This is a genomic window from Pseudomonas sp. GW823-FHT05G12 (assembly GCF_058795575.1).
In genome coordinates this window covers 2,083,056-2,104,845 of sequence record NZ_CM179501.1, presented here as the reverse complement: position 1 = coordinate 2,104,845, position 21,790 = coordinate 2,083,056, and the positions used below count along the sequence as shown (strand labels likewise).

Here is a 21,790-nt window from a genome sequence, read left to right as displayed (position 1 = left end):
GGAAGATGCACAGACATGGCGCACACTTGCTGGACGCCACGTCGGCGCGCTTCGCCCTCTGGGCGCCGGATGCGCGCAGCGTGAGCGTGGAACTGGAGCGGCAGCCGGCCATCGAACTGCTGCCGGATGATGAGGGTTGGTACAGCGGCGTGGCGCCATGCCAGGCCGGTGACCGTTACCACTACCGTATCGACGGGGAGCTGCAGGTGGCCGACCCGGCCTCGCGCTACCAGCCCGACGGCGTACACGGGCCCAGCCAGGTAGTGGATGTGGCCGGTTACGCCTGGCAACACCCGTGGCAAGGCCGGCCTTGGCATGAGGCCGTGATCCAGGAGGTGCATGTCGGCCTGCTCGGGGGTTACGCCGGGGTTGCCCGGGAACTGCCGCGCCTGGCCGAACTGGGCATCAGCGCGATCGAGCTGATGCCGCTGGGGCAGTTCCCCGGCGAACGCAACTGGGGCTACGACGGCGTACTGCCATACGCCCCACAGAATACCTACGGCAGCCCCGAGCAGCTGTGCGCACTGGTCGACCAGGCCCACGGCCACGGGCTGATGGTGCTGGTCGATGTGGTGTACAACCACTTCGGCCCCGACGGCAATTACCTGCACCAGTACGCCAGCCCTTTCTTCCGTGAAGACCGGCAGACACCTTGGGGCGCGGCCATCGACTTTCGCCGCCCGCAGGTGCGCGAGTACTTTATCCAGAACGCCCTGATGTGGCTGTGCGACTACCGCTTCGACGGCCTGCGCCTGGATGCGGTGCATGCCATCGACCAGCCCGACTTCCTGATCGAGCTGGCCCAACGGGTGCGCGCCGCCGTAGAACCGGGCCGGCACGTGTGGCTGGTGCTGGAGAACGAGCACAACCAGGCGGGCCTGCTGGAACAGGGTTACGACGCCCAGTGGAACGATGACGGCCACAATGCCCTGCACGTGCTGCTGACCGGTGAAACCGAAGGGTACTATGCCGACTTCCAGCATCGCCCCATCGACCAACTGGCACGGTGCCTTGGCGAAGGTTTCGTGTTCCAGGGCCAGGCCAACCGGCATGGCAAACCACGCGGCGAACCCAGCGGGCATTTGCCGCCCAGCGCCTTCGTGTTGTTCCTGCAGAACCACGACCAGATCGGCAACCGCGCGCTGGGTGAGCGCCTGACCCGCCTATGCCCCGCGCCAGCCCTGCGTGCAGCCACCGGCCTGTTGCTGCTGGCCCCCATGATTCCGCTGCTGTTCATGGGCGACGAAGCCGGCAGTTGCCAGCCGTTCCTGTTTTTTACCGACTTCCATGACGCGCTGGCCGACGCGGTACGCGAAGGCCGTCGTGGCGAGTTCGCCCACTTCGCCGCGTTCGCCGACCCCGAGCAGCGTGAGCACATTCCCGACCCCAACGCCGAACAGACCTTCGCCTCTTCACGCCCGCAGAACAAGGCGGTGATCGCCGGCTGGCACGGCCTTTACCAGCAACTGCTCGACCTGCGCCGCCGCCACATCATCCCGCACTTGCCCGGTAGCCGTGCGCTGGGCGCCGAGGTGCACGCTGACAAAGCGCTGACCGCGCGCTGGCAGCTGGGCAACGGCAACACTCTGCGCATCGACCTGAACCTGGCCGACACCCCGCAGGCGGTCGAACTGCCCGCGCCATCCACACGGCTGTTTGACAGCAGCGACACCCGACACCCGGATACCCACCTGGCTGCCTACAGCTGTGTGGTCAGCCTGCTTCCCCCTGCCCAGGAGCACCCATGAGCGAAACCGCCCTGCACCGTCTGGCATCCAGCGTCGGGCTGAGCCGCGACTGGATCGACGCCAATGCCAGGCCCCAGCGTGTCAGCGACGACGTGCTGCGCAACATCCTCGAAGGCCTTGGCCACCCGGCCGGCGATGACGCGGCCGTTGCCGCCAGCCTGCGTGCGGTGGAAACCGCCGAAGACAGCGAACACCTGCCGCCCTTGCTGACCGCCGACGTAGGCCAGCCGCTAGCGCTGTCGCGCTACTTCAGTGCCGCCAGCGTGGCCCACTGCACCCTGGAAGATCACACCTCTGTCACCCTCAGCCTCGATGACCAGGCGCGCCTGCCCGGCGAGCTGCCCATCGGCTATCACCAGGTGGAAATCGACAGCCGCCGCTTCACCGTGGCGGTGGCGCCAACACGCTGCCACAGCCTGGAAGACAAGGTGCAACAGCCGCCACCACGCTGCTGGGGCCTGGCAGTGCAGCTGTACAGCCTGCGCCGCCCCGGCGATGGGGGCTTCGGCGACTGCCTGGCGCTGGAGCAGTTGGCGCGCTCGGCCGCCGAGCGCGGCGCCGATGCCTTGGCTATCAGCCCGATTCACGCCCTGTCGGCCATCGACCAGGAACACTACAGCCCCTACTCACCTTCCAGTCGCCTGCTGCTCAACACCCTGTACACCAGCCCTGCGGCCCTGCTGGGTGAACGGGAGGTGCGCATGGCCATCGAAGCCTGCGGGCTGGAGCAACAACTCGAAGAGCTGGAGCAGCGCCCTCTGGTCGACTGGCCACGCGCCGCCAGCGCCCGGCTGCGTTTGCTTGAAGCGCTTTACCAAGGCTTCAGCCACGGCGACCACCCGCTACGCACAGATTTTGACAGCTTCCGCGAAGCCGGCGGCCAGACCCTGGAGCACCACTGCCGCTTCGAGGTGCTGCAGGCCCAGGCAGTGGAGCGCGGCCTCGGGGCCGACTGGCGCAACTGGCCCAAAGCCTGGCACGACCCCTACCACCCGGAAGTGGAGGCTTTAGCCAATGCCTACCCGGCCAAGGTCGAGTTCCACGCCTTCTGCCAGTGGTTGACCGAACGTGGCCTGCAACGCGCCCAGGAAGCGGCCCGCAGCAACGGCATGGCCGTGGGCCTGATCGCCGACCTGGCGGTGGGTGCCGACGGTGCCGGCAGCCAGGCCTGGAGCCGCCAGGACGAACTGCTGGCCGGTCTGAGCGTGGGTGCGCCGCCCGACATCCTCAACCACGTCGGGCAGGATTGGGGCATTTGCGCCTTCTCGCCCGAGGGCCTCAAGCGCAATGGCTATCGCGCCTTCATCGAGATGCTGCGGGCCAACCTCGCCCACGCTGGCGGCCTGCGCATCGACCATGTGATGGGCCTGCGCCGGCTATGGCTGATCCCGCAGGGGGCCAAACCCAGCGAAGGCGCCTACCTCGACTACCCGCTAGACGACCTGTTGCGCCTGCTGGCGCTGGAGTCGGTGCGTCACCAGGCGATCATCCTCGGCGAAGACCTGGGCACCGTGCCCGACAGCCTGCGCGAAAAGCTGGCCGAGAAAGCGGTGCTGGGCATGCGCGTGCTGCCGTTCGAGCAGACCCAGCCGGGCCAGTTCAAGCCCATTCTCGACTGGCCGGACAATGCCCTGGCCACCACCGGCACCCACGACCTGGCGCCACTGGCCGGCTGGCTGGCAAACCGCGACATCGACTGGAGACACCGCTTGCAACTGATTGATGCTGCTGCCGAATTGCACTGGCGACACGAGCGTCAGATAGAACGCGAAGGCCTGCGCCGCATCCTGGAGGCCAACTACGGCGAACTGAAGGACAACGACGCGCTGATCGATGCGGCCATCCGCTTCGTTGGCCATACCCGTGCGCCGCTGGTGCTGGTACCGCTGGAAGACCTGCTGGGCTGCGACGAGCAACCCAACCTGCCGGGCACCACCAATGGCCATCCCAACTGGCGGCGGCGCTTTGCCCGTCCGGTACGCGAACTGCTCGACGACGAAGATGCCGCACGGCGCCTGGAGCTGCTGGCCCAGGCCCGCGAGCAGGCGTGGGAGCGTGACCGATGAAGCCACTGACCGCGACCCTGCGCCTGCAATTCCACAGCGACTTCACCCTCGACCACGCTGTGCCGCTGGTGCCGTATTTCGCCCAGCTGGGCATCAGCCACCTGTATGCCTCGCCCATCCTCAAGGCCCGCGCTGGCTCGCGCCATGGCTACGACGTGGTCGATCCTACCTGCGTCAACCCGGAGCTGGGCGGCGAGGCCGCGCTGGAGCGCCTGGTTGCCGCCCTGCGCCAGCATGGCATGGGGCTGATCCTCGACACGGTGTCCAACCACATGGCCGTGGGCGGTGCCGACAACCCCTGGTGGCAAAGCCTGCTGGCCTGGGGACGGCGCAGCCCGTATGCAGAGTTCTTCGACATCCAGTGGCACTCCAGCGACCCACTGCTGGCCGGGCAACTGCTGTTGCCGTTCCTCGGCAGCGACTACGGCGTGGCGCTCAAGAATGGCGAGATACCGCTGCAGTTCGACAAACAGCAGGGGCTGCTGCAAGTGGCCCATTACGCGCATCGTTTCCCGATCTGCCCGGTCGATTACGGCTGGATTCTCGCGCTCAGCCCGGAACCTGCACTCAAGGTGCTGGCCGAGCGCTTCACGGCATTGGGCGACTCGTCCACCCCGCTGGCCGATAGCCTGCCGCTCCAAGCCGAACTGGCACGCCTGGTGCGCGAAGGTGCCGACCTCGAATCGGCCCTGGTGGCATTCGACAGCCGCAGCGAGGCCGGTTTCAAGCGCCTGCACCTGCTGCTGGAGCGCCAGACCTACCGCCTGGCCAGCTGGCGTACTGCTGCCGACGACATCAACTGGCGGCGCTTCTTCGACATCAACGAATTGGGCGGCCTGCGCGTGGAGCGCGCCGTGGTGTTCGAAGCCACCCATGCCAAGCTGTTCGAACTGATCGAACGCGGCCTGGTGGACGGCCTGCGCATCGACCATATCGACGGCCTTGCCGACCCGCGTGGCTACTGCCGCAAACTGCGCCGGCGGGTTGATAACCTGCTGGCGCGGCGGCCGCTGAATGCAGGGCTGGAGCACTTCCCCCTGTACGTGGAAAAGATCCTGGGTGCCGACGAGCACCTGCACCGCGACTGGCTTACCGACGGCACCACCGGCTACGAGTTCATGAACCAGGTGTCGCTGCTGCAGCATGATCCGGCCGGCGAAGCACCGCTGAGCGAACTGTGGAGCAACGTCAGCGAGCGCCCGGACTTCCCTGAAGAAGTGCGCCAGGCCCGTCACCTGGTGCTCAACGCCAGCCTGGCCGGTGACTGCGAGTCGGTGGCCCAGGCACTGTTGCAGGTGGCGCGCAACGACCTGATGACCCGTGACCTGACCCTGGGCGCGATTCGCCGGGCCTTGCAGGCGTTGGTGGCGCATTACCCGGTTTACCGAACCTACTTCAATGCCTGCGGGCGCCCGGCGCAGGACGAAACGTTCTTCCAGCAGGCCCTGACCAATGCCCGGCAAGACCTTGCCGAAGCTGACTGGCCGCTACTGGACCAACTTGAACGGTGGCTGGGCGGGCAAGCCTGGCGGCATCTGCCACCGGGGCGCGCCCGCAAGCAACTGCGCCACGCCTGCGTGCGCTTCCAGCAACTGACTGCGCCCAGCGCCGCCAAAGCCGTGGAAGACACCGCCTTCTACCGCAGCGCGCGGCTGCTGTCGCGTAACGACGTGGGTTTCGAGGCAGAGCGCTTCAGCGCACCCCCCATGCATTTCCACAACGAGGCCCAGCGGCGCCTGCGCGATTTCCCCGACAACCTGCTGACCACCGCAACCCACGACCACAAGCGCGGCGAAGACACGCGTGCACGCCTGGCCGTACTCAGCGAGCGCGGCACGTGGCTGGCCAGCCGGGTGGAGCACTGGCGTGAGCTGGCAGCCCCCCTGCGCGCGCAGTTGGACGACGGGCTGGCACCCAGCCCCGGCGACGAGTTGATGCTGCTACAAACCCTGCTCGGCAGTTGGCCCTTGGACCTCGACCTGAACGACGACAATGCCCTGCGTCAATACGCCGAGCGTGTTCGCCAGTGGCAGCAGAAGGCCCTGCGCGAGGCCAAGCTGCGCAGTAGCTGGAGCGCGCCGAACGAGGCCTACGAAGGCGCCTGCGCTCATTACCTCGACGGCCTGCTGCTGGACAGCGAGAACCAGCAACTGCGCAAGTCGCTGGCCGACGCGGCGCAGCTGCTGGCCTGCCCCGGCGCTCTCAATGGCCTGGTCCAGGCCTTGTTGCGCATGACCACACCCGGTGTGCCCGACCTGTACCAGGGTAACGAATACTGGGACTTCAGCCTGGTCGACCCGGACAACCGCCGCGCCGTGGACTACGCTTCGAGGCGTCGCACGCTGGACGACGCCACACCGGCCGCCGAGCTGCTGGCGCACTGGCGCGACGGCCGTGTCAAACAGGCCTTGATTGCCCGGGTGCTGGACTGCCGCCAGGCCCATGCCGAGCTGTTCCGCCGCGGTGCCTACCTGCCACTGACCGTACAGGGCCGGCACGCTGACAAGGTCATTGCCTTTGCTCGCCTGGGGGAAGGCGAGCACGCCATCGTCGTCGCCCCGCGCCTGGCCAGCAGCCTGCTCGGAGGTGCCGCTACACCGTTGATCCCGGCGCAGAACTGGGACGACACCCGGCTGGTATTGCCGTTTGCCTTGTCACCTGCCAACTCGACGGGACTTTTCGCCTGTGCGGCGGTCAGCTCTTCAAAGGAGTTGCCGTTGAGCGCCGTGCTGGCGGAATTTCCGGTCAACGTGTTGATACAACAATCTTGAGCATCAGGAGCGTCATGATGAGTGTCGATGAAAAGCGTATTCGCGAATTTGCCTACCAGATCTGGGAATCCGAAGGTAAGCCCGTAGGGGAAGAAGAACGCCACTGGGAAATGGCCCGCAAGCTGGCCGAGGCCGAAGCGCTGGCGCCCAAGGCAGCCCCGCGCAAGAAAGCAGCGGCCAAGCCGAAGGCACCTGCCGAACCCAAGGCGGCTGCCCTGCCGGGGGTTAAACCCGCTGTGGTGAAAAAGCCCCGGGCGGTGAAAAAGCCTACTGCCAGTTAAACCTGTCCTGGCCTCTTCGCGGGTAAACCCGCTCCTACAGGCACCTGTGATGAACCTGTAGGCGCGGGTTTACCCGCGAAGAGGCCCATGCAGGACAGCCCGATTCCCCTTCCATCACGGCCACTCGAGGATCGTCATGAGCCCCCGCACCCCAAAGAAAACCCGCTCGGTCGCACCATCGCGCATTCGCGAAGGCATGCCCTTCCCCCTCGGCGCCACCTGGGATGGCCTTGGGGTCAACTTCGCTCTCTTCTCGGCCAACGCCACCAAGGTCGAGCTGTGCCTGTTCGACTCCACCGGCGAGCAGGAACTCGAGCGCATAGAGCTGCCCGAATACACCGATGAGATCTACCATGGCTACCTCCCCGACGCTCACCCCGGCCTGGTCTATGGCTACCGGGTGTATGGCCCCTACGAGCCGGAAAACGGCCACCGCTTCAACCCCAACAAACTGCTGATCGACCCGTATGCCAAGCAACTGGTCGGCAGCCTGAAATGGTCCGAGGCACTGTTCGGCTACACCATCGGCCACCCCGATGGTGACCTTTCGTTCGACGAGCGCGACAGCGCGCCTTTCGTGCCCAAATGCAAGGTCATCGACCCGGCGTTCACCTGGGGCCGCGACCAGCGCGTGCAGATCCCATGGGAGCGCACGATCATCTATGAAGCGCATGCCCGCGGCATCAGCATGCGCCACCCGGCTGTGCCTGAAGAACTGCGCGGCACCTTCGCCGGCCTGGCCAACGACGAGTTGCTCAAACACATCAAGGACCTTGGCGTGTCGAGCATCGAGCTGCTGCCGATTCACGCCTTCGTCAACGACCAGCACCTGCTGGACAAGGGCCTGAACAACTACTGGGGCTACAACAGCATCGCCTTTTTCGCCCCGCACCCGCGCTACCTGGCCAGCGGCAAGATCGCCGAGTTCAAGGAGATGGTCGCGCACCTGCACGACGCCGGGCTTGAGGTGATCCTGGACGTGGTCTACAACCACACCGCCGAAGGCAACGAGCGCGGCCCGACCCTGTCGATGCGCGGCATCGACAACGCCTCGTACTACCGCCTGATGCCGGACGACAAGCGCTACTACATCAACGACTCCGGCACCGGCAACACCCTGGACCTGAGCCACCCCTGCGTGCTGCAGTTGGTCACCGACTCGCTTCGCTACTGGGCCGGCGAAATGCACGTGGACGGCTTTCGCTTCGACCTGGCGACCATCCTTGGCCGTTACCACGATGGCTACAGCGAGCGTCATGGCTTCCTGGTCGCCTGCCGCCAGGACCCGATGCTGAGCCAGGTCAAGCTGATTGCCGAACCGTGGGATTGCGGCCCCGGCGGCTACCAGGTGGGCAACTTCGCCCCGGGCTGGGCGGAATGGAACGACCGCTTCCGCGATACCGCACGCGCCTTCTGGAAAGGCGACGAAGGCCAGCTGGCCGATTTTGCCGCGCGCTTGACCGCCTCGGGCGACATGTTCAACAACCGCGGGCGCAGGCCCTATTCCTCGGTCAACTTCATCACCGCCCACGACGGTTTCACCCTGCGCGACCTGGTGTCCTACAACCACAAGCACAACGAAGACAACGACGAAAACAACCAGGACGGCACCGACAACAACCTGTCGTGGAACTGCGGCGTCGAAGGGCCGACCGACGACCCGGCGATCAATGCCCTGCGCATGCGCCAGATGCGCAACTACTTCGCCACCTTGCTGCTGGCCCAGGGCACGCCAATGATCGTTGCCGGCGACGAGTTCAGCCGCACCCAGCACGGCAACAACAACGCTTACTGCCAGGACAGCGAGATCGGCTGGGTGAACTGGGACCTGGACGAGGAAGGCCAAGAGCTGCTGGCCTTCGTCAAGCGCCTGACGCGCCTGCGCCTGGCCTACCCGGTGCTGCGCCGCTCGCGCTTTCTGGTGGGTGACTACAATGAGGCAATTGGGGTCAAGGACGTGACCTGGCTGGCACCCGATGGCAGCGAGATGAGCGTTGAGCAATGGGAAGACCCGCACGGGCGCTGCCTGGGCATGCTGATAGATGGCCGGGCCCAGGTCAGCGGTATCGCCCGGCCAGGTGCCGAGGCCACCGTGTTGCTGATCGTCAATGCCCACCATGACATCGTGCCATTCAAGCTACCGGCCGTGCCCGAAGGCGATTACTGGAGCTGCCTGGTCGATACCGACCGGCCGGAGTTGCGCAAGGGGCAGCACCTGCAGTTCGACAGTACGTTCGAGGTGAAGGGTCGGTCGATGCTGCTGATGGTGTTGCAGTACGACGAGGAGTGAACGGTGATAGCCCGGGCAGGTCCTACGTTGTGATCGCCACGCCAAACCCGGTGGGAACGGTGTACCGGCCCCCACAGGGTTTGGCGGCGACAGTGAGGCAGGGTTAACTTCAGGAGGAATCGTGAGCCTCGAAGCCGGCAGTAATGGTTTCGCCAGCGTCAGCCAGGCCCCGGCCGTGAAACGCCTGCGGGTACTGACGGTGAATACCCACAAGGGCTTCACCGCCTTCAACCGGCGCTTTATCTTGCCGGAGCTGCGCGAGGCGGTGCGCAGTACACAGGCCGACATTGTCTTCCTTCAGGAAGTGCTCGGCAGCCACGATCGCCACGCCGCGCGCTACCCCGGCTGGCCACAGACCTCGCAGTACGAATTCCTCGCCGACAGCATGTGGAGCGACTTTGCCTATGGCCGCAACGCGGTCTACCCTGACGGCCACCACGGCAATGCGTTGCTGTCCAAATACCCGATCATCGAGCACCGCAACCTGGACGTGTCGATCACCGGCCCCGAACGCCGCGGCCTGTTGCACTGTGTGCTGGAGGTGCCGGGGCAAGGCCAGGTGCATGCGGTCTGCGTGCACCTGTCGTTGCTGGAAAGCCACCGGCAAAAGCAGCTGCAGTTGCTGCGTAAACTGCTGGACGCCCTGCCTGCCAACGCCCCGGTGATCATCGCCGGCGACTTCAACGACTGGAAAAGCCACGGCAACCGCACCCTTGGCCTGCAACGCGACTTGCACGAAGCCTTCGAACGCCACCACGGCCACCTCGCGCGCACCTATCCTGCCCGCCTGCCGCTGCTACGCCTGGACCGCATATACCTGCGTAACGCCGAAAGCCATGGGCCGCGGATTCTGGGGCACAAACCTTGGTCGCACCTGTCAGATCACCTGCCGCTGGCCGTTGAAGTGCGACTTTAGCAATCATTCTTCATAGCCACGGCACGGCAAATAGCGATCCCCGCTATACCCTGCTGTTTTTACCGATAAAACAACAGGTTGAGCGTTACGACGCACCCTGAACACTTCCTTCACGCTTTCTTGACGCAAGCGGCGACCTCTCCTTAGCTGAACAGTACCAAGCTGTAAAAAACTTGCGCCGGGCCTCTAGCTCGCGCCTTCGTGCGCGCTTGCGATAACTGGCGTGCTGGTTTGGGTCGCCCACTGTTTTTGCCGTACAGCTCGTGACAACAGGCCAGGTTCTCGGGCTGCACCACAAAAACAAAGGAGATCCGCCATGAAAAGCACCTCGAACCCCTCGCGCTTCGACAGCATTTTCTACGCGGTTTCCACGTCGCTGCTTCTGGCAACCCCAGTGGAAACGATCGCGTACGAACTGCAGGGTGACCCCACTTCCCCCGGCTATCTGCAGCAACCCGTGGCGGCGCAACTGTCGCTCGACCCGCTCAGTGCCAGTGGGTTGAGTCTCGGCACCCTCAATGCGTTTTCGCAGCAGATGAGCGAACGCCACCAGCAGCCGGCACCGGACCTGATTGCCAGTCAGTGGGCGCAGTTCTTCCCCACCAGTGCGCGCGGCCGCGCGCTGCCCCCAGCACAGCTGGAGGCGCCCAGCCAGCAACTGATGATCGGCCCGGACCTGTTCGTGCGTGAAACTGCAGCGGGCGATGTGCACCGCGCAGGGATTTTCGTGGGGCACAACAACCTGCAAAGCAGCTTCAAAGGCGCGCGCCCTCTGCTGGGCGACAAGCAGCGCAAAGCGGTGAACTTGAGCGGTGAAAGCCTGGGGGTGTACTGGAGCATGACCCATGAACAGGGTTGGCATCTGGATGCCGTGGCCATGGGCTCGCGGATCGACGTGATGGGCCGTGGCGAAAACGGCCAGCGCCTGGACGACAGTGGCCACGCAATGACCTTCTCGGTAGAGGGCGGTTACCCGATCCGCCTGAGTGGCAACTGGGTCATCGAGCCCCAGGCACAGTTGATCAACCAGCAGTTCTTCCCTGGCAACCAGGTGCAGGAGGAGACCCTGCAAGCCTTCGACAGCCAGCCGAGCTGGAGCGGCCGGGTCGGTGCCAAGTTGTCCGGGCGCTACGAAGTGCGCGGCATGCCCATCGAACCCTATGTGCGGACCAACGTGTGGTATGACTTCAGCAATGCCGATGAGGTGAAGCTGGACCAGGTCGACAAGATCTCCAGCTCGCGCTATTCGACCACGGTGGAGTTGGGCTTGGGGCTGGTGGCGCGGGTGACGCCTTCGGTGGCGTTGTTCGTCAGCGCCGATTACAGCAGTGATGTGGATGACAATGACCTGAACGGGCTGATTGGCAGCCTTGGGGTGCGGATGCGGTGGTAGGCAGGGCCGGCCTCTTCGCGGGTAAACCCGCTCCTACACGGGCCACCGCCGGGTGCGGTAGCTGCGTAGGAGCGGGTTCACCCGCGGAAGGGCCGGGCCTGCCGGCCAATTTCCAAAGGCCATTCACGGTTGCCGCCGCTACCGGATTCGCGGGTAAACCCGCTCCTACAGGCGAAAAGGCCAGTGCGGTCAACCGATCAGGCGGGCTTCATGATCAACACCCCCAGCGGCGGCAGGTTCAGGGCCAGCGATAATGGCTGCCCGTGGCTGGCCACTTCGTCACTGGCCACCGCCCCGAGATTGCCGACATTCGACCCGGCATACAGCTCGGCATCACTGTTCAGCAGCTCCTGCCAACGCTCGCCGAACGGCACGCCAATGCGGTAGCCCTCTCGGGGTACCGGGGTGAAGTTGGCCACCACCAGCACCGGCTCGCCGCTGCTGCTCCAGCGCAGCCAGGCGTACACGCTGTTCTGCGCGTCGTCACCGATCAACCACTGGAAACCCTGCGGCTGGCAATCCTGCTCGTGCAACGCCGGCTCTTCGCGGTACAAGCGGTTGAGGTCGCCCACCAGGCGCTGCACACCCTGGTGCTCGGGATACTGCAGCAGGTACCAGTCCAGTTCGGCGTCGTGGTTCCACTCACGCCACTGGCCGAACTCGCAGCCCATGAACAGCAGCTTCTTGCCCGGGTGTGCCCACATGAAGGTGAGGTAGGCGCGCAGGTTGGCGAACTTCTGCCAGCGGTCGCCGGGCATCTTGTCGATCAGCGAGTGCTTGCCGTGTACCACTTCATCATGGGAAATGGGCAGGATGAAGTGCTCGGAATAGGCATAGATCAGCCCGAAGCTCATCTCGTTGTGGTGGTAGGTGCGGTGCACCGGGTCGTTCTGGATGTAGTGCAGGGTGTCGTGCATCCAGCCCATGTTCCACTTGTAGGCAAAACCCAGGCCGCCCTGTTGGGTAGGTTGGCTGACCCCGGGCCAGGCGGTGGACTCCTCGGCGATGATCAGCGCACCCGGGGCCTCGTGGGCAGCCACGCCGTTGAGGTGGCGGATGAAGTCGATGGCTTCCAGGTTCTCACGCCCGCCGTGGCGGTTGGGTACCCATTCGCCGGCCTTGCGCGAGTAGTCGCGGTACAGCATCGAGGCCACCGCATCGACGCGCAGGCCGTCGATGTGGAAGTGCTTCAACCAGTGCAGCGCCGAGGCCATCATGAAGCCGCGTACCTCGTTGCGGCCGAGGTTGTAGATCAGCGTGTTCCAGTCCTGGTGGTAGCCTTCCAGTGGGTTGTCGTATTCGTACAGGGCCGTGCCGTCGAAACGCGCCAGGCCATGTTCGTCAGTGGGGAAATGCGCAGGCACCCAGTCCAGCAGCACACCGATGCCCCCTTGGTGGCAGGCGTCGATGAACGCGGCGAAATCTTCGGCACTGCCGTAGCGCGAGGTGGGCGCGAACATCGACAGTGGTTGATAGCCCCAGGAGCCGCCGAACGGGTGCTCCATGATCGGCAGCAGTTCGATGTGGGTAAAGCCCAGTTCCTGCACATAGGGCACCAGCCGCTCGGCCAGTTCCCGCCAATTGTAGAAACGCCCGATTTCCCCCGCTTCGTCCAGCTCGCAGCGCCATGACCCTGGGTGCAGCTCGTAGATCGACAACGGCGCGTTGTAGGCATGGCGCTGGGCACGTTGTGCCATCCAGTCATGGTCCTGCCAGGCGTGACTGAGTTCACCGGCTACCTTGGATGCCGTGCTCGGCGGCAGCTCGGTGGCACGGGCCAGCGGGTCGGCCTTCAGCGGCAGTATGCCGTCCTTGCCGAGTACTTCGAACTTGTAGGTTTCGCCCACGCCCAGACGCGGAATGAACAGCTCCCACACCCCCGCGCCGTGCCGCAGGCGCATGGGGTGGCGGCGACCATCCCAGTTGTTGAAATCACCCACCACCGACACCCGCCGGGCATTCGGCGCCCAGACCGAGAAACACACGCCGTCGATGCCATCGACCTGAGTTGGCTGGGCACCGAAGCGCCCGGACAAATCGCGGTGATTGCCTTCCGCGAACAAGTGAAGGTCCATGTCTCCCAATTGCGGGCCGAAGCTGTAGGGGTCTTCGGTAACCTGCTCGCCGCCGGCCCAGACGATGTGAAGCTGATAGGGCTGTGCCTTATCGAGGTGCGCGCTGAACAAACCGGGCAGGCTGCCCTGCTCCATTTCGGCAAGCACCCGCCCGTCATCCCGGGCCTGAATGCGCACTTTCAGGGCATTGGGCAGAAAGGCGCGGACCACCTGCCCGCCTGCGCCGTCGCCGTGGGGGCCGAGTACCGCAAAAGGATCGGCGTGTTCGGCGCGGGCCAGGGCGTCGAGGTCCCGTTGCCGAAGGCCACCGTTTTCACGCGTTGTAACGTTCATTCTGACTCTCCCCAGGTACTGATCAGTCCATGCAGACCATGCAAAGGCACGGCCAGCCAGCTCGGACGGTTTTCGGCTTCGTATGTGATCTCGTAGGCGGCTTTTTCCAGGCAGAACAGCTCCAGCGCCGCGCGCTCGCCCTCGGCGTGCTGCCACGCGTGGGGCATGGCGGCAGTGGCCAGGCCATAGGCTTCGACAAAGGCATGCCGGGACTGGTGCAGGTACTGCCGGGCAACCCGCTGCCGGGCTTGCCGCGCCGGCTCGGAAAGGTCCACCGCAGACGCGCTGCGCAAGATCATCGCAGCAGCATAGTCGAAGGATCGCAGCACGCCGCTGACATCCTTGTAGGGGCTGTGTTTTGCCCGGCGCTCTTCAAGGGGCCGGGCGGGTTCGCCTTCAAAATCGATGAGGTAGGCATCCCCCTGCACCACCAGCACCTGGCCCAGATGCAGGTCGCCGTGCACACGCATCAGCAGGCCACCCTGAGCCTGCTCGGCGAGGTTGTCGATGTGCTGTGCCAGGCCGTCACGCTGTTGCTGCAGGTCGTCGACCAAGGCCTGGCTGTCGCCGTCCAGCGTGTCGCGATGCTGGGCCAGCAGGTCGAGGGCGTGGGTCAGTTCGGCGCTGATCTGTGCACGCCAGCGCTCGCTGTCCTGCGCATCGCTGGGGCGCGGCTGGAAGGCCGGGTCTTCGGTGGGTGCGGCCAGCAGAAGGTGCATCTCGCCCAGGCGCTGGCCAAGCAAGGCCGCAAAGCCGCTGAGTTCGGCCAATGCGTCAGTGTGCGCTTCGGTGTCGTTGCGGGTGGGCTCCATCTGGTCGCGGATGGCCCTTTCCAGCGTGTTCTGGGTCCAACCCCAGGCATCGCCCTGGTTACTCAGATAACCCTGGGCAATCATCAGCAGGTGCGGCGCGTGTTGCTCGTCCACCCGGCTGACCCAGGCCAGCAGCGGCGAGATATTGGCAAAGCCGGCGGCGGTCAGGTAGGCACTCATTTCCAGCTCTGGATGGATACCCGGGTTGACCCGGCGGATCAGCTTGAGCACCACGCGGTCGCCGATGACCACCGAGCTGTTGGACTGCTCGGCGCTGAGGTAGCGCACTTCGCTCTCCTCGTCGAGCGCCAGGCCGGCCAGCTGCTCTGTGCATTCGAAGCGCAATTCACCCTCAGCGTCGCCACACGGCAGACGCAGGCCATCCTGGCAGGCTTGTATCACGGCGTGAATGAACGGCTCGAGGACGAAGGCGTCTGTGATCAAGCCAACCTGGTGGGCACGGCGCACCCGCGACAACGCCAGCTGCTGCGGCAGCGCGGTATGGATCTGCTCCTCACGCAGCAGGCCGAACGGCAGCTGGTAGCGGGTGGCCGTGCCGTCGCTGAGTACCTCGATTTCGCTGAGCAACACCGGCGTGGTGGCGGTGCCGAAACGCACGCCGTAGCACAGGCGCACGGCATCGATCGGCCCTTCCTTGCCGGCGAACCAGCGGCGCTTGGGCAGGTACTGCGGCAGGATGGTGCTTTGCAGCGTATCGCTTGCGGGGGCTTGCAGCAGTTCTTCCATGCGCTTGCGCAGTACCAATGTGGTCAATTCGGGTAACCCCTCGGTGGGCTGGATGTGCCAGCTGGGCATGCGATCGCGGCTGGCCAGCAGGAACCAGTAGAACGCATAAGGTGGCAAGGTCAGCAGAAACGGCAGTTGGCCGATTGGCGGGAACGCGCTGCCGCCAAGCATCTCCACCGGTACTTTGTCGGCGTATTGTGACAATTCGAGTTCGGCAGCCTGGGCGGCGCGGGACACGTTGGCCACGCAGAGGATGACCTCGGTATTGCCGTCGGCGTCGGTGTACTCGCGGATATAGGCAAGGATGCGCCGGTTGCTGGGCGTGAGGGTGCGCAGGCTGCCGCGACCAAAGGCCTTCTGCTGCTTGCGCACCGCCAGCATGCGCCGGGTCCAGTTCAGCAGCGAATGCGGGTCGTGGCTTTGCGCCTCGACGTTGACGGTCTGGTAACCGTAGAGCGGGTCCATGATCGGCGGCAGCACCAGGCGCTGCGGGTCGGCGCGGGAAAAACCGCCGTTGCGGTCTGGCGACCACTGCATGGGTGTGCGAACGCCATCGCGGTCACCCAGATAGATATTGTCGCCCATGCCCAGTTCGTCGCCGTAATACAGGGTTGGCGTGCCCGGCATCGACAATAGCAGGCTGGTCAGCAGCTCTATGCGCCGACGGTCACGCTGCAGCAGGGGCGCCAGGCGCCGGCGAATGCCCAGGTTGATGCGCGCGCGGCGATCTTCGGCGTAATAGTTCCACAGGTAATCGCGCTCGCGGTCGGTGACCATTTCCAGGGTCAGTTCATCATGGTTGCGCAAAAAGATCGCCCACTGGCAGTTGGCCGGGATTTCCGGGGTCTGGCGCAGGATATCGGTGATCGGGAAGCGGTCTTCCATGGCCAGGGCCATGTACATGCGCGGCATCAACGGAAAGTGGAAAGCCATATGGCATTCGTCGCCGTCGCCTTCGCCGAAGTACGGGCGCGTGTCTTCCGGCCACTGGTTGGCTTCGGCCAGCAGCATGCGATCGGGGTAGTTGGCGTCGATCTCGGCGCGGATCGCCTTGAGCACGTCGTGGGTTTCGACGAGGTTTTCGTTGTTGGTGCCGTCGCGCTCGATCAGGTAAGGGATCGCGTCCAGCCGCAGGCCATCTACACCCAGGTCCAGCCAGAAGCGCATGACGCCGATCACCGCCTTGAGCACCTGCGGGTTGTCGAAGTTGAGGTCTGGCTGGTGGGAGTAGAACCGGTGCCAGAAGTACTGGCCGGCGACCGGGTCCCAGGTCCAGTTGGACTTTTCGGTGTCGAGGAAGATGATGCGCGTGCCGTCGTACTTCTGGTCGTCGTCCGACCACACGTAGAACTCGCGCGCCTTGCTGCCGCGCTTGGCGTGGCGGGCGCGCTGGAACCACGGGTGCTGGTCGCTGGTGTGGTTGATGACCAGCTCGGTGATCACCCGCAGGCCGCGCTTGTGGGCCTCGGCGATGAAACGGCGGGCGTCGGCCATGCTGCCGTAGTCGGGGTGCACGGCCTTGTATTCGGCGATGTCGTAGCCGTCGTCACGGCGTGGCGAGGGATAGAACGGCAGCAGCCACAGGGTGTTGACGCCCAGCTCAGCGATATAATCGAGCTTGCTGATCAGCCCGGCGAAGTCGCCGATGCCGTCATTGTTCGAGTCGAAGAACGACTTGATGTGCAGCTGGTAGATGACGGCGTCCTTGTACCACAGCGGGTCGTCGATGAAGGCTGCCGGGCGGGAACGCTTGGCCATGTGCGACTCCTTTCAATTGCATGTTTGCCCCTTCTTGCACCATCGCTGTGGGAGCGGGCGGGCCCGCGAATCAGCCACCGCGGTGCTTGGCACCGGCTCTGCCGGTGTTCGCGGGCATGCCCGCTCCCACAGGGGAAAAGGCTACAGACCGGTTTTACCCGGCTTTTTCGATGCGCCAGATGCCGAACGGCAGGTGCCAGGGCTCTATGCGCATCCATTGGGTCTTGCCGTACCACGACCAGCGGTGGCCGTTCATCAGGTCTTCACCCTGGGTTTCGGCGTTGTCGTCCAGCCCCAACTCCCACAGGGGCAACTCGAAGTGCGCCTCCTGGGCGTTGTGCGGGTCGAGGCTGACGGCCACCAGGATGTAGTTGTCCCGCTCGGGCGTACGCTTTGCGAAGTACAGGATGTTGTCGTTCCAGCAATTGAAGAAGGCCACGCCCAGGTGGGTTTGCAAGGCGCGGTTCTGCCGGCGAATTCGGTTGAGCTGGGCGATCTCGGCGATGATGTTGCCGGGCTGGGTGAAATCGCGTGGGCGGATTTCGTACTTCTCCGAATCCAGGTACTCCTCCTTGCCCGGCAACGGCGTGCCCTCGCACAGCTCGAAGCCCGAATACATGCCCCATAAGCCTGAGCCCATGGTCGCCAGCGCCGCACGGATAAGAAAACCTGCGCGGCCTGAGGTGTGCAGGAAAAACGGGTTGATATCCGGGGTATTGACGAAGAAGTTGGGCCGGTAGCACTGGCTCCACGGCGGCTGATTGAGCTGCTCGAAATATTCGCGCAGCTCCTGCTTGTGGTTGCGCCAGGTGAAATAGGTATAGCTCTGTGCGTAGCCGACCTTGCCCAGGCGCGCCATCATCGCCGGCTTGGTAAAGGCTTCGGCGAGGAAGATGACGTCGGGGTGCTGGCTGCGCACATTGGCGATCAGCCATTGCCAGAACGGCAACGGCTTGGTGTGCGGGTTGTCGACGCGGAAAGTCTTCACGCCCTCCTCGACCCAGCCGACCACCACGTCGCGCAGGGCCAGCCACAGCGAAGGCACGGCCTCTGGGGCGTAGAAATCGACGTTGACGATGTCCTGGTACTTTTTCGGCGGGTTTTCGGCGTAGCGGATGGTGCCGTCCGGGCGCCAGCTGAACCAGCCCGGGTGCTCCTTGAGCCAGGGGTGGTCCTGAGAGCACTGGATGGCGAAATCGAGGGCGATTTCCAGGCCGTGTTCCGCCGCCGCCGCCACCAGTCGACGGAAGTCATCGCGGCTGCCCAGTTGCGGGTGAATCGCCTCGTGGCCGCCCTCCGGGCTGCCAATGGCATACGGGCTACCCGGGTCGCCCGGCTCGGCCTTGAGGGCGTTGTTGCGGCCCTTGCGATGCTGCATGCCGATGGGGTGGATGGGCGGGAAGTACAGGACGTCGAAGCCCATGTCGCGGATCATCGGCAGCCGTTCGTGCACGTCGTTGAAGGTGCCGTGACGCTGCGGGTCGTCGGTAATCGAGCGCGGGAACAGCTCGTACCAGCTGGCGAACAATGCGGCCGGGCGGTCGACATCAAGGGGGAAATCAGGGCTGCGGGTCAGGTAGCTGCGGTGTTCGGCTTCGCCCATCAGGCGGGCGGTGGTCGGGTCGAGAAACACGGCCACCTGATCATCGGTACTGAGCGTGGCCAGGCGACTCTGCACAGCCTCGAGCTCCTCGCGCAGGGCGCCGCTGCACAGCTCGATGCCTTTGCCCAGCATCAAGCGGCCTTCTTCCAGTTCCAGTTTTACCTCGACGCCGGCGTGGTACTTCTTCTCCAGATCGTGGCAATAGGTGGCAAACGGGTCGATCCAGGCCTCGATACTGAACCGGTGCGGGCCCAGCTCGGTGGGGGTGAATTCGGCCTGCCACAGGTCGTTGCCCGCCGACTGCATCGGTACGCAATGCCAGCGCCGGCTGTGGGCCTGGCGCCAGTTGAGCATCACCGCCAGGCGGTCGTGGCCGTCGCTGTAGGCCTTGGTGCTGACGGCCACAGGCTGGCCGCTGACGGCCTTGGCGGCGAAGCTGCCGGCGTCGAGCACGGGTTGGGTGTCTTCGATCACGATGCGTGGCGCCAACAGCGCCTGGGCCAGGCTAATGGCCTGGTCCGGGTGATCGTTCGCCATGGGCACGCTTTCAAAGGGCTCGTTTCGTGACATCGACCTTGCTCCCTCAGGCTGGTGGCGGTAAGGGTTCAGAGCCGGGCACAGGCGGGGGGTTCAAAATAATTGAGCGAACGGCAGCTGCCAGCGGTCAGAGCCTACAGCACCTCTTCACCCACCCACGCGAGGTCAGGCCATGAACATTCCCATTCCACCGGAGACACCCGATCCCAACATCGACGACCCGAGCTTGCCGCCACCCGTACCGGAAGAAGACCCGGACGAGCTGCCGATCAAGCCGACCGTGCCGCCGACAGTGGGCGACCCGCCGAGCCAGGAGCCACCGGTGAAGGCTTAAGGGTAGACCACGGCACCAGCGTGAACAGCTGATCTCCGCTGCTTCATTGAAAGGTTGAGGATGACCGGGTGCTTGGCAAGGTGAAGATCTTGCATTGATCGGGCCGGCCTCTTCGCGGGTAAACCCGCTCCTACCAGGGACCGTGCCGGCCTTGAATGCGGCGCTGCCCCTGTGTAGGAGCGGGTTTACCCGCGAAGAGGCCGGCCGCGCCCGCACATCAACCCGCAGATGCAGCCGCAATCTCCGCCACACTGATCTCGCGCATGCGGAACTTCTGCACCTTGCCGGTCACGGTCATCGGGTACTCGTCGACAAAACGGATATACCGCGGCACCTTGAAGTGGGCAATGCGTGCCTTGCACCAGCCCTGCAGCTCCTCGACCGTGGCGCTGTGCCCCGGGTGCAGCTTGATCCAGGCGACGATCTCTTCGCCATAGCGGCTGCACGGAATGCCGATCACCTGCGCATCGGCCACCGCCGGGTGGGTGTAGAAAAACTCTTCCAGCTCACGCGGGTAAATGTTCTCGCCGCCGCGAATGATCATGTCCTTGTTGCGCCCGACGATGCGCACATAGCCCTGCTCGTCCATCACCGCCAGGTCACCCGAATGCATCCAGCCGGCCGGGTCGATGGCATCCGCCGTGGCCTGGGGGTTGTCCCAGTAGCCAAGCATCACGCTGTAGCCGCGGGTGCACAGTTCGCCAATCTCGCCGCGGGCGACGATGCAGCCGTCAGCGTCCACCAGTTTGTTTTCCAGCTGCGGCTGGGTGCGGCCGACGGTGGTCACGCGCAACTCCAGATCGTCGTCCGGGCCGGTCTGCAGCGACACGGGGCTGGTTTCGGTCATGCCGTAGGCGATCTGCACTTCTGCCATGTGCATCTGGTCGATGACCCGGCGCATCACCTCGATCGGGCAGGTAGCGCCGGCCATGATGCCGCTGCGCAGGGTCGACAGGTCCATGTGGGCACGGGACGGGTGGTCGAGCATGGCGATGAACATGGTCGGTACGCCATAGAGGATGGTGGCGCGCTCCTCGGCCACGGCGCGCAAGGTAAGTTCGGCGTCGAAAGCATCGTTGGGGTAGATCATGGTGCTGCCGTGGGTGACGCAGCCGAGGTTGGCCATGACCATGCCGAAGCAATGGTACAGCGGCACCGGGATCACCATACGGTCGCGGGCCGTCAGGCCAAGGCTTTCACCCACCATGAAACCGTTGTTGAGGATGTTGTAGTGACTGAGCGTGGCACCTTTGGGCGCACCGGTGGTGCCGGAGGTGTACTGGATGTTTACCGGCTGGTCGAACTGCAGGCTTTGCTGACGGGCTGTGCAGGCCTCAACAGACGTCTGCCCTGCCCGCTCGGCCAATGCGTGCCAGGGCAGGAAGCCGGCAGGCGGGTTGGCGGCCAGGCTGATGACGCCACGCAACTCGGGCAGGCATTCACTGGCCAGCTCACCAGGCGCGGCACTGGCCAGTTCAGGCACCAGCTCCTGCACCATGGCATGGTAATCAGACGTTTTGAAGGCTTCAGCGCAGACCAGCCAGCGGCAGCCGGACTGGCGCAACACGTATTCCAGTTCGCCCACACGGTAGGCCGGGTTGATGTTGACCAGGATGGCGCCGACCTTGGCACTGGCCAGCTGCAAGATGCACCACTGGGCGCAGTTGGGCGACCAGATGCCAACACGGTCGCCGGTGTTCACGCCCAGTGCGATCAGGGCGCGGGCGTGTATTTCGACCTGTTCGGCCAACTGCCGCCAGCTGTAACGCAGGCCCTGGTGGCGGGACACCAGGGCCTCGCTGTCGGAACAGCGGGCCACGGTGGCATCGAAGGCCTGGCCGATGGTCTGGGTCAGCAAGGGTCGGTCCTGGCGACCGCGGGTATAGCTCGGTTGACTCATGGGTGTCCCTTCTTGTGGTTGTTTTGGGCACGGCTGAAGCAAGCGGGAATACTCTGGCGCAGATTTACGTTTACGTAAAGGTGACGAGTGGATTGACAGTGACCTCATGCAGGTTTACGTTAACGTAAAGGTGATGAACGACACCCACTTGAGGCGCCACGCCGCCCTCTGTGGGAGCGGGCTTGCCCGCGAATGCGATCGATCAGGTAATGACGGTGACCCTGCT

At 64.8% G+C, this 21,790-nt stretch carries 12 protein-coding genes; 8 read left to right on the top strand and 4 right to left on the bottom strand.

Features of this window, described 5'->3' with window-relative positions; translation table 11 throughout:
- The first annotated feature begins 5 nt into the window (after positions 1 to 5).
- The 7 genes from treZ to AC3RCM_RS09440 all read left to right on the top strand — a co-directional run bounded on the left by treZ (position 6) and on the right by AC3RCM_RS09440 (position 11,465).
- Positions 6 to 1,748, top strand: coding sequence for a malto-oligosyltrehalose trehalohydrolase (treZ, locus tag AC3RCM_RS09470; RefSeq protein WP_064491944.1), 1,743 nt, complete (start codon positions 6 to 8; stop codon positions 1,746 to 1,748).
- Complete coding sequence (malQ, locus tag AC3RCM_RS09465) at positions 1,745 to 3,814, top strand: 4-alpha-glucanotransferase (protein WP_336085134.1); 2,070 nt, start codon at positions 1,745 to 1,747, stop codon at positions 3,812 to 3,814. Before treZ ends, malQ begins: the two co-directional genes overlap by 4 nt.
- Positions 3,811 to 6,585: a malto-oligosyltrehalose synthase gene (locus AC3RCM_RS09460; RefSeq protein WP_129931998.1), complete on the top strand. Its 2,775-nt coding sequence runs from the start codon at positions 3,811 to 3,813 to the stop codon at positions 6,583 to 6,585. Before malQ ends, AC3RCM_RS09460 begins: the two co-directional genes overlap by 4 nt.
- A 14-nt stretch (positions 6,586 to 6,599) precedes the next feature.
- Positions 6,600 to 6,866 carry a DUF2934 domain-containing protein gene (locus AC3RCM_RS09455; protein ID WP_064491947.1) on the top strand — a complete coding sequence of 89 codons (267 nt, stop codon included), beginning with the start codon at positions 6,600 to 6,602 and terminating at the stop codon, positions 6,864 to 6,866.
- A gap of 136 nt (positions 6,867 to 7,002) precedes the next feature.
- Positions 7,003 to 9,156, top strand: coding sequence for a glycogen debranching protein GlgX (gene glgX, locus AC3RCM_RS09450; RefSeq protein WP_010954850.1), 2,154 nt, complete (start codon positions 7,003 to 7,005; stop codon positions 9,154 to 9,156).
- A gap of 121 nt (positions 9,157 to 9,277) precedes the next feature.
- On the top strand, positions 9,278 to 10,072 hold the full coding sequence (locus AC3RCM_RS09445) for an endonuclease/exonuclease/phosphatase family protein (protein ID WP_003251297.1): 795 nt from the start codon (positions 9,278 to 9,280) through the stop codon (positions 10,070 to 10,072).
- A 316-nt stretch (positions 10,073 to 10,388) separates the two neighbouring features.
- The gene (locus AC3RCM_RS09440; RefSeq protein WP_064491948.1) at positions 10,389 to 11,465 is read left to right on the top strand and encodes an autotransporter domain-containing protein; all 1,077 of its coding nucleotides are present in this window, start codon (positions 10,389 to 10,391) and stop codon (positions 11,463 to 11,465) included.
- 197 nt (positions 11,466 to 11,662) lie between these two features.
- On the opposite strand, the gene glgB is transcribed toward AC3RCM_RS09440, so the two are convergent.
- From glgB to AC3RCM_RS09425, 3 genes are all read right to left on the bottom strand, one after another.
- Positions 11,663 to 13,873: a 1,4-alpha-glucan branching protein GlgB gene (gene glgB, locus AC3RCM_RS09435; protein ID WP_010954852.1), complete on the bottom strand. Its 2,211-nt coding sequence runs from the start codon at positions 13,871 to 13,873 to the stop codon at positions 11,663 to 11,665.
- Positions 13,870 to 17,190 (bottom strand): maltose alpha-D-glucosyltransferase, encoded by a 3,321-nt coding sequence (treS, locus tag AC3RCM_RS09430; protein ID WP_064491950.1) that lies wholly within the window; start codon positions 17,188 to 17,190, stop codon positions 13,870 to 13,872. Before treS ends, glgB begins: the two co-directional genes overlap by 4 nt.
- 154 nt (positions 17,191 to 17,344) lie before the next feature.
- On the bottom strand, positions 17,345 to 19,363 hold the full coding sequence (locus AC3RCM_RS09425) for an alpha-1,4-glucan--maltose-1-phosphate maltosyltransferase (protein WP_198748278.1): 2,019 nt from the start codon (positions 19,361 to 19,363) through the stop codon (positions 17,345 to 17,347).
- Positions 19,364 to 19,502: 139 nt separating this feature from the next.
- Between AC3RCM_RS09425 and AC3RCM_RS09420 the strand changes: the two genes are divergently transcribed.
- Positions 19,503 to 19,664: a hypothetical protein gene (locus AC3RCM_RS09420; RefSeq protein ID WP_003251307.1), complete on the top strand. Its 162-nt coding sequence runs from the start codon at positions 19,503 to 19,505 to the stop codon at positions 19,662 to 19,664.
- Between the two features lie 217 nt (positions 19,665 to 19,881).
- Here the strand turns inward: AC3RCM_RS09420 and AC3RCM_RS09415 are convergent, their stop codons facing one another.
- Positions 19,882 to 21,564, bottom strand: a complete 1,683-nt coding sequence (locus tag AC3RCM_RS09415) for an AMP-binding protein (protein WP_104886365.1) — start codon at positions 21,562 to 21,564, stop codon at positions 19,882 to 19,884.
- Between the last annotated feature and the right edge of the window lie 226 nt (positions 21,565 to 21,790).

Bases quoted from the DNA above. Each gene is read 5' to 3' on its own strand.
- AC3RCM_RS09455 (WP_064491947.1), top strand. From the start codon at position 6,600: ATGATGAGTGTCGATGAAAAGCGTATTCGCGAATTTGCCTACCAGATC.
- glgX (WP_010954850.1), top strand. From the start codon at position 7,003: ATGAGCCCCCGCACCCCAAAGAAAACCCGCTCGGTCGCACCATCGCGC.
- treS (WP_064491950.1), bottom strand. From the start codon at position 17,190: ATGGCCAAGCGTTCCCGCCCGGCAGCCTTCATCGACGACCCGCTGTGG.
- AC3RCM_RS09420 (WP_003251307.1), top strand. From the start codon at position 19,503: ATGAACATTCCCATTCCACCGGAGACACCCGATCCCAACATCGACGAC.
- treZ (WP_064491944.1), top strand. From the start codon at position 6: ATGCACAGACATGGCGCACACTTGCTGGACGCCACGTCGGCGCGCTTC.
- AC3RCM_RS09415 (WP_104886365.1), bottom strand. From the start codon at position 21,564: ATGAGTCAACCGAGCTATACCCGCGGTCGCCAGGACCGACCCTTGCTG.
- malQ (WP_336085134.1), top strand. From the start codon at position 1,745: ATGAGCGAAACCGCCCTGCACCGTCTGGCATCCAGCGTCGGGCTGAGC.
- AC3RCM_RS09460 (WP_129931998.1), top strand. From the start codon at position 3,811: ATGAAGCCACTGACCGCGACCCTGCGCCTGCAATTCCACAGCGACTTC.
- glgB (WP_010954852.1), bottom strand. From the start codon at position 13,873: ATGAACGTTACAACGCGTGAAAACGGTGGCCTTCGGCAACGGGACCTC.
- AC3RCM_RS09440 (WP_064491948.1), top strand. From the start codon at position 10,389: ATGAAAAGCACCTCGAACCCCTCGCGCTTCGACAGCATTTTCTACGCG.
- AC3RCM_RS09425 (WP_198748278.1), bottom strand. From the start codon at position 19,363: ATGTCACGAAACGAGCCCTTTGAAAGCGTGCCCATGGCGAACGATCAC.